This window comes from Vogesella amnigena (assembly GCF_042648905.1).
Classification (GTDB): Bacteria; Pseudomonadota; Gammaproteobacteria; order Burkholderiales; family Chromobacteriaceae; genus Vogesella; species Vogesella amnigena.
The window spans coordinates 1-8033 of sequence record NZ_JBHRYH010000037.1; the positions used below are offsets into that span (position 1 = coordinate 1).

The following is an 8033-nucleotide window of genomic DNA, read 5'->3' on the forward strand; positions in this document are numbered from 1 at the left end:
GGAAGACTGGGTGGAAACGCTGGCTCCGGCGCTGGACATCGTGCGCGTGCTCGGCTCCCGCCACGTCAAGCTGTCCTACATCGCCCCGCACACCTTCTATTACGGCGACGACATGGCCGCCATGCTGCGCGAGGCCGCCCCGGTACTGGCGCATGTGCGCGTGGCCGACACCTTCAACCACAAGGCCAGCTCGCAGCTGCGCTACATCGTCAACCCGCCCGGCTCCAGCCATATCCGCGTGCACCAGCACCTGGACATCGGCCAGGGCGAGATCGACTGGGACCTGTTCTTCGCCACCCTGGCCGACATCGGCTTCGACGGCGTGCTGTCGTCCTGCGTCTTTGCCTGGGAAGAACGCGCCGATGAATCGTCGCGCTTCATGCGTAGCGAGATTCAGCGCTACCTGACCAAGTACAGCCGTTAATACCCCACCCCGTTGCGCCCACCCCGTCGCCGCCATGTGGCCGCCACGGGGCAGCCACCGCTTTGCCCGAAAAACCAGAAGGAGACATCAACCATGAGCCGCATCGACTTTGCCATCAACCGCATCAGCGCACCGCGCCTGTCGTTTCAGGACTACCTGGCCATGTGCCAGCGTCTGGGCGTGTCCACCATCGAGATCCGCAACGACCTGAACGGCGTGGAGATCAGCGACGGCACCAGCCCGCTCGCCATCCGCGAGGCGGCGCAGGCGGCCAATATCCGCATTCGCTCCATCAACGCGCTGTACCCGTTCGATGTGTTCGATGCCGACCTGCAGGCGCGGGCGGTAAAGCTGGCCGCCTATGCGCGTGATTGCGGCGCCGAGGCACTGGTGATGTGCCCGCTGAACAGCTGGGAAGACAAGCGCAGCGCCAGCGAGCGCTACAGCGACCTGGTCAACGCACTGAAACAGCTGCGCCCGATCCTGGACGACCACGGCATTACCGGCCTGGTGGAGCCGCTGGGCTTCGAGGAGTGCTCGCTGCGCCGCAAGTCCGACGCGGTGAAGGCGATTTTTGACGCTGCCGGCGAGCGCCACTACCAGCTGGTGCACGACACCTTCCACCATCACCTGTCCGGCGAAGACATTTTCTACCCGGAGCTGACCGGCCTGGTGCACATCTCCGGCGTGGAATCGACCGAACTGGCCGACAACCAGATGCGCGACGGCCACCGCGTGCTGGTCGGCGATGCCGACCGCCTGGGCAACCTGCGCCAGCTGGCCATCCTGCTGCAGCGCGGCTACGACGGCGTGGTGTCGTTCGAGCCGTTTGCCGCCGAGATCATGGAAGCCAGCGACAGCGAGGCCCTGCTGCGCAGCAGCATGGACTACATCCGCCACTCGCTGAGCTGAACCGCAACCGCACAAGGTTGGCCGCAAGCCTTGCGGCCAACCTTGACCCCGACAGCAACAACCACAGCAACGACATAGAGAGAGACCAGATCATGACACTGCAAATCGGCGTAATCGGCACCGGAGCCATCGGCCAGGACCACATCCGCAGAATCACCCAGGCGCTGTCCGGCGCCCGCGTGGTAGCGGTAAACGACATCAACCCGCAACAGGCGCGCGACACCGTGGCGCGCTACCAGCTGGATGCCATCGTGCATACCGATGCCCACGCCCTGATCGCCGACCCGGCGGTACAGGCGCTGCTGGTGACCTCCTGGGGCCCGACGCATGAAGAGTTCGTGCTGGCCGCCATCGCCAAGGGCAAGCCGGTGTTCTGCGAGAAGCCGCTGGCGGTGACCGCCGAAGGCTGCCGCCGCATCGTCGACGCCGAGATCGCCCACGGCAAGCGCCTGGTGCAGGTCGGCTTCATGCGTCCGTACGACGCCGGCTACCGCGCGCTGAAGGAGGTGATTACCAGCGGCCGCATCGGCGCCCCGCTGATGCTGCACTGCGCGCACCGCAACCCGAGCGTGGGCGACAGCTACACCACGCCGATGGCGATTACCGACACCCTGATCCATGAGCTGGACGTACTGCGCTGGCTGCTGGACGACGACTATGTGTCCGCGCAGGTGGTGTTCCCGCGCAAGACCAGCCACGCCAGCTCGCATCTGGCCGACCCGCAGATCGTACTGCTGGAAACCACCCGCGGCGTGCGCATCGACGTGGAAATCTTCGTCAACTGCCAGTATGGCTACGACATCCAGTGCTCGGTAGTAGGCGAAAGCGGCGTGGCCAATCTACCGGAGCCGGCCAGCGTGTTGCTGCGCAGCGACGCGCGCCTGGGCACTACCATCCTCACCGACTGGAAACAGCGCTTCATCGACGCCTACGACGTGGAGCTGCAGGGCTTCATCAACGGCATCCGCGACGGCCAGCTCACCGGCCCGTCGGCCTGGGACGGCTACGCCGCCGCGGTGGCCGCCGATGCCTGCGTCAAGGCGCAGGAAACCCGCCAGGTGGAAGCCATCAGCATGGGCGAGCGCCCGGCGTTCTACCCGCGCTAAGCGAAACACAGCCGCCGGCTGCCGCACGATCACTGTCAGGGTGACGGCAGCCGGCGCGCTGTTGCAGGCATGGCACAAGCCAATGCGTCAAAAAATTTTCTAGTGAAATATTATTTGAGAAATTAATTTCTAATCTTATACTGCGTTGGCAATTGGCCTCCCAGCACGGGTGCCACCAGATCGCCAGCGCTGCCGGTGTTTCCGACAGACAGGCGACCAACCTACAACACGGAGAACACCATGATCGACGTAGCCCTGTTCGGCGCTGGCCGTATCGGCAAAATCCACGCGGCCAACCTGTTTGCGCACCAAGGCGTGCGCCTGAAATACGTGGTGGACACCCACGCCCCCTCTGCCGCCGCACTGGCCGAGCAATACGGCGCCACGGTTACCGACATCGATACGGCGATGAACGACAGCAGTGTCGGCGCCGTCATCATTGCCAGCAGCACCGACACCCATGCCGAGCTGATCCTGCGCGCCGCCGCCGCCGGCAAGGCCATCTTCTGCGAGAAGCCGGTCGATCTGGACCTGGCCCGCGCCCGCGACTGCGCGGCGGCCGTGGCTGCGGCCAAGGTGCCGTGCCTGATCGGCTTCCAGCGCCGCTACGACCCGACCTTTGCCGCGGTGAAGGCACGCATCGATGCCGGCGAGATCGGCAACCCGGAAATGCTGATCGTCACCAGCCGCGACCCGGGCGCCCCGCCGGTGGATTACATCAAGCGCTCCGGCGGCATCTTCAAGGACATGCTGATTCACGATTTCGACATCTGCCGCTGGATCCTGGCCGATGAAGTGGTAAGCGTTCATGCCAGCGCCAGCGTGCTGACCGATCCGGCCATTGCCGATGCCGGCGATGCCGACTGCACCGCGGTGACGCTGCGCACCAAGAGCGGCCGCCTGTGCCAGATCAACACCACCCGTCGCGCCGCCTACGGCTACGACCAGCGCTTCGAGGTGCAGGGCAGCCTGGGCATGTTGCAGGCCGGCAACCACCGCCCGACCGAAGTCACCGCTTTTGGCAGCAAGCAGGTCAGCACCGACCTGCCGGAACACTTCTTCCTGGAGCGCTACCAGGCCGCCTACGCCGGCGAGATGGCGCACTTCTTCCGCGTCATCACCCAGGGCGAGACCCCGCGCACCACGGTACAGGATGGCGTGAAGGCGCTGGAGCTGGCCGACGCCGCCACCCGCTCGTGGCAGGAAGGCCGCGTCATCGCCCTGTAAATCATTGCCATACCTGCTTGCACCCTCAGCCAAGCCCGGCACGGTCGCGTGCCAGCGGCCTGCATCGCCGCTCAAGGACGATAGGAACGGCTGTGCCGGGCTTGCCGCAAGCAGGCATGGCGCCTCATGCATAAGGACAGACTCGTGACTACAGTACGTCTCGCCATCATCGGCCTCGGCCGCCTTGGCCGTCGCCATGCGGCCAACCTGCAGCAAACCCACGGCGCGCAATTGGTAGCCGCCTGCAGCCCGGTAGCAGAAGAGCGCGACTGGGCCGCCACCGCCCTGCCCGGCGTCACCCTGTATCAGGATTACGAGGCGGTACTGCGGGACAGCCAGGTTGATGCGGTATTCCTGGTGACCCCTACCTCGCTGCATGCCGAGCAGATCATTGCCGCGCTCAGGGCCGGCAAGCACGTGTTCTGCGAAAAGCCGCTGGCGCTGAATGTGGAAGACTGCCTGGCGGTGGAAGCAGAAGCCGCGCGCCACCCACAGCTGAAGGTGATGATCGGCTTCGTGCGCCGTTTCGACGCCAGCTACCGTGACGCCGCCGACAAGTTGGCCGCCGGCAGCGTCGGCCGCCCCTACCTGCTGCGCTCGCAAACCTGCGACCGCAACGACGAGAGCGGCTTCTTCGTGCGCTTCTCCGCCAGCAGCGGCGGCATCTTCATGGACTGCAGTATCCACGACATCGACCTGGCACGCTGGCTGCTGGGCAACCCAAAGCCGAAACGGGTGTGGGCCACCGGTACCAATGCGCTGCACCCGGCACTGGCCGAGCACCAGGACGTGGATAACGGCGTGGCGATGTGCGAGTTCGAGGGCGGCCAGCTGGCCTGCTTCTACGCCTCGCGCACCCAGGCCCACGGCCACGAAACGCTGACCGAGATTTTCGCCACCGAAGGCAGGCTGAGCGTGGGCGCGAACCCGCGCGCCAACCGGGTGGAGATCAGCGATGCCCACGGCGTGCGCAACGAATGCGTGCAGGACTTCTACCAGCGCTTTGCCGAGGCCTTCGTCACCGAGGCGCAGGTATTCGTGGACACCATCCGCGACAACCGCCCGTCGCCGGTTACGCTGGCCGACGCGCGTGAGGCCACCCGCATCGGCCTGGCCATCACCCAGGCCTTCCGCAGCGGCGAGGCCGTATCGCTATAAAGTGGCCCCCAACCTGCAGGACTGGATCGTCCATATTTGCCAGATACCTTGAATCATCTGGGACGAACGCTGTGGAAAAGTGGCGTGGCTATCATCGTCGCAGCTTGCTCTAAATGAAGAAGCACTGTTTCAAATTGCTGGCCGACCACATCAAGTCGCGGGACTTTGACCAGCAGGTGACGGAGCTTCAAATCTGCGCAGCGATTCTGAATCTGTTTACAGCGCTGGGCACGCCGCAAACGATTCGTATGGGATAAGTCCGTCTGAGAATGGGGGCAGTTCAAGCTACGACTGATTTATGCAACAAAGCCCGGCTAGATGATCTTGATCGAATGGACCGTATCCGAAAATCAGTGTAAGCCAGTCGTTGCGCACAACTATGCTGCCAGGCAACGTTGGCCGGCCTTCAGGCGATATCAGCTTATCTTTACAAAAAAAGCCCCCCAGCAATTGGGGGGCTTTTATGCCTTCTTCACCCATGGATGAAACATGCTTTATGGATGAATTTTTAGTATCCCATCGTATTGCTAGCGATAGTCCACCCACACCCCACCTGCGTCGGCAGAACGCACACAGTTTTCCACCCAGCGCACTCCCTCCACCCCGGCGTGGATGTCCGGGTAGCGGATGGTAGCCAGTGCCGCCTGGTCGTCACGGTCGCTGGCATCCATCGCCAGCGCAAAGCGGTAGTACAGGTTGGACCATGCCTCGAACAGTCCTTCCGGATGGCCGCCGCCGATGCGGTCGTCGTGCAGCGCCGCAGGATGCAGGTAGTCCATGCCGCGCTCCAGCACCTGCGCCGGTTTGCCCTGCACCTCGAAACTCAACTGGTTGGGGCGCTCGTCCCACCATTCCAGACTGGCTTTGGCACCGATGACGCGAATCTTCTGCCCGTGCATGGAGCCGGCGTTCACCGCGCTGGACCATACCGTCCCCACCGCGCCACCGTGATACTGCATCAGGGTGAAGGCGTTGTCCTCCAGCGGCGCACGGCTGGCGACAAAGCTCTGCCGGCTGCATAGCAGGCGGCTGATCTTCAGCTCGGGCAGCATCACCTCCGACAGGTACAGCGGGTGAGTGCCAACATCGCCCAGCACATAGCTGGGACCGGCGAGTTTCGGGTCTACCCGCCAGCGGGTAGCCGGGTTGGCCTCTTCCACCGCCGCGCTGTGAAAGCCGTGCGCGAACTGCATGTTGACGATACGGATCTCGCCCAGCTCGCCGGAGGCGATCATCTGCCGTGCCTGTTCGATCAGCTGGTGGCCGGCATAGCCGTAGGTAACGCCAACTATCTTGCCGCGGCTAGCGGCCAACGTTTGCAACTCCTCCGCCTCGGCGGTGGTGAAGCACAACGGTTTTTCGCATACAACATGCAGCCCGGCCAGCAATGCCGCCTTGCAGATGGCGAAATGGGTGCCGTTAGGCGTAGCGATCGACACCGCCTGGATGCCGTCGGGGCGCTTGGCCTCCTCGGCGAACAGCGTCTGGTAGTCGGCGTAGCAGCGCGCCGGTTCCACCCCCAGGCTGACGCCAAAATCGCGGCCGCGTTGCGGATCGATATCGAAGGCGCCGGCTACCAGCTGGAACACGTTGTCGCGTAACGCGGCGCTGCGGTGAATGTAGCCGATCTGGCTGCCTTGGCCACCGCCGACCATCGCCCAGCGAATCGGCGCGGCGGTGAGTTTTGCTCCGTTGATCATGTTTCTGTCTCCTTTGTCTGCGGCCAACCTTGCGCCGTGGCGCGGCGGCTGGCCGCTTGTGATGTCAAATGTCAGTGGAAGCCCGCCTGTTGCAGGTACTGCAGGCTGGCGGTGACGTCGCGCAGGCTGCTGTCGGCGTTGCGCGGGTCGCGTTCCTGTTCGATGGTGATGTAGCCGTGGTAGCCGATGTCATCCAGCAGCCGGCGTATCGCCGGATAGTCGATCACCCCTTTGCCGATCGGGCACATCACCCCCTGGGCGCAGGCGTCGAAGAACGCGATGTGCTGCTGCATTACCCGCTGGTAGACGTCCAGGTCGATGTCCTTGAAGTGGATGTAGTCCAGTCGGCTGGCGTGCTGGCGCAGCCACTGCACCGGGTCCATGCCGGAGTAGTACAGGTGGCCGGTATCCAGGCACATCCCGGCCTCGGCGTAGGGAATGTCGGCCAGGATCTGCAGGATCTCGTCGGCAAACTCGATATAGCCGCCGGCGTGCGGGTGGATCACGGTGCGCACGCCGAACTCGGCTTGCGCCACGGCGGCGATCTGGCATATGTGCGCCACCATGCGCTGCCAGTCCTGCTGGCTCAGGCGCGGCGCGCGCTCGCTGTGGCCGGCCTGGAAATCACGTTCCGGGTGGCCCCAGTCCATCACCACCAGATACGGTGCGGCGAACTTCTGGCCATCGGCCTGCGGCGGGCGCGGCAGGCGGGTGATCAGGCGGCAGATGTCGCGGGTCTGCTGCAGCAGGCTGTCCAGGTTGGCCGCCGCCACCAGGTCGTCAAAGATGGTGCCGGCCACAATGTGCAACTGCTGGCGGTGCAGCGCATTGCCCACCAGTTCCACGTCCAGCGGGATGTAGCCGTAAGGCCCCAGCTCGATGCCCTTGTAACCGGCTTGTGCGGCCTCCTCCAGCACCCGCTGCCACGGCGGCAGGTGTGGGTTGTTCACGTCGTCCACACCCCAACAGCAGGGGGCGCTGGCAATCTTGATAGTCATGTTGTCTCCTTGTATCGGGCAAAGCGGGGCCTGCCCCGTGGCGGCCACATGGCGGCGACGGGGTGGGCGCAACGGGATGGGTTATTAACGGCTGTACTTGGTCAGGTAGCGCTGGATCTCGCTACGCATGAAGCGCGACGATTCATCGGCGCGTTCTTCCCAGGCAAAGACGCAGGACGACAACACGCCGTCGAAGCCGATGTCGGCCAGGGTGGCGAAGAACAGGTCCCAGTCGATCTCGCCCTGGCCGATGTCCAGGTGCTGGTGCACGCGGATGTGGCTGGAGCCGGGCGGGTTGACGATGTAGCGCAGCTGCGAGCTGGCCTTGTGGTTGAAGGTGTCGGCCACGCGCACATGCGCCAGCACCGGGGCGGCTTCGCGCAGCATGGCGGCCATGTCGTCACCGTAATAGAAGGTGTGCGGGGCGATGTAGGACAGCTTGACGTGGCGGGAGCCGAGCACGCGCACGATGTCCAGCGCCGGAGCCAGCGTTTCCACCCAGTCTTCC

General features: G+C 64.4%; 8 protein-coding genes and 1 pseudogene. 6 read left to right on the forward strand and 3 right to left on the reverse strand.

Features of this window, described 5'->3' with window-relative positions; translation table 11 throughout:
- From ACFOKJ_RS12720 to ACFOKJ_RS12745, 6 genes and pseudogenes are all read left to right on the forward strand, one after another.
- A partial coding sequence (locus ACFOKJ_RS12720; RefSeq protein ID WP_390280157.1) for a TIM barrel protein occupies positions 1-424 on the forward strand: 424 nt, incomplete at its 5' end.
- A 93-nt stretch (positions 425-517) separates the two neighbouring features.
- A complete protein-coding gene (locus tag ACFOKJ_RS12725) occupies positions 518-1336 on the forward strand; it encodes a TIM barrel protein (RefSeq protein ID WP_390280160.1) in 819 nt (272 codons plus the stop codon).
- Between the two features lie 92 nt (positions 1337-1428).
- Positions 1429-2442, forward strand: a complete 1014-nt coding sequence (locus ACFOKJ_RS12730; RefSeq protein WP_390280162.1) for a Gfo/Idh/MocA family oxidoreductase — start codon at positions 1429-1431, stop codon at positions 2440-2442.
- Positions 2443-2682: 240 nt separating this feature from the next.
- Positions 2683-3669: an inositol 2-dehydrogenase gene (gene iolG / locus ACFOKJ_RS12735; protein ID WP_390280164.1), complete on the forward strand. Its 987-nt coding sequence runs from the start codon at positions 2683-2685 to the stop codon at positions 3667-3669.
- A gap of 144 nt (positions 3670-3813) precedes the next feature.
- On the forward strand, positions 3814-4827 hold the full coding sequence (locus ACFOKJ_RS12740; RefSeq protein ID WP_390280166.1) for a Gfo/Idh/MocA family oxidoreductase: 1014 nt from the start codon (positions 3814-3816) through the stop codon (positions 4825-4827).
- Positions 4828-4881: 54 nt separating this feature from the next.
- Positions 4882-5084: pseudogene (locus ACFOKJ_RS12745) on the forward strand (IS5/IS1182 family transposase); the annotation flags it as partial.
- 270 nt (positions 5085-5354) lie between these two features.
- On the opposite strand, the gene ACFOKJ_RS12750 reads toward ACFOKJ_RS12745, so the two are convergent.
- From ACFOKJ_RS12750 to ACFOKJ_RS12760, 3 genes are all read right to left on the reverse strand, one after another.
- Positions 5355-6527, reverse strand: a complete 1173-nt coding sequence (locus ACFOKJ_RS12750; protein WP_390280168.1) for a Gfo/Idh/MocA family protein — start codon at positions 6525-6527, stop codon at positions 5355-5357.
- A 71-nt stretch (positions 6528-6598) separates the two neighbouring features.
- On the reverse strand, positions 6599-7525 hold the full coding sequence (locus tag ACFOKJ_RS12755) for a sugar phosphate isomerase/epimerase family protein (RefSeq protein ID WP_390280170.1): 927 nt from the start codon (positions 7523-7525) through the stop codon (positions 6599-6601).
- Positions 7526-7609: 84 nt separating this feature from the next.
- The coding region (locus tag ACFOKJ_RS12760; RefSeq protein ID WP_390280157.1) for a TIM barrel protein at positions 7610-8033 on the reverse strand (424 nt) is incomplete at its 5' end.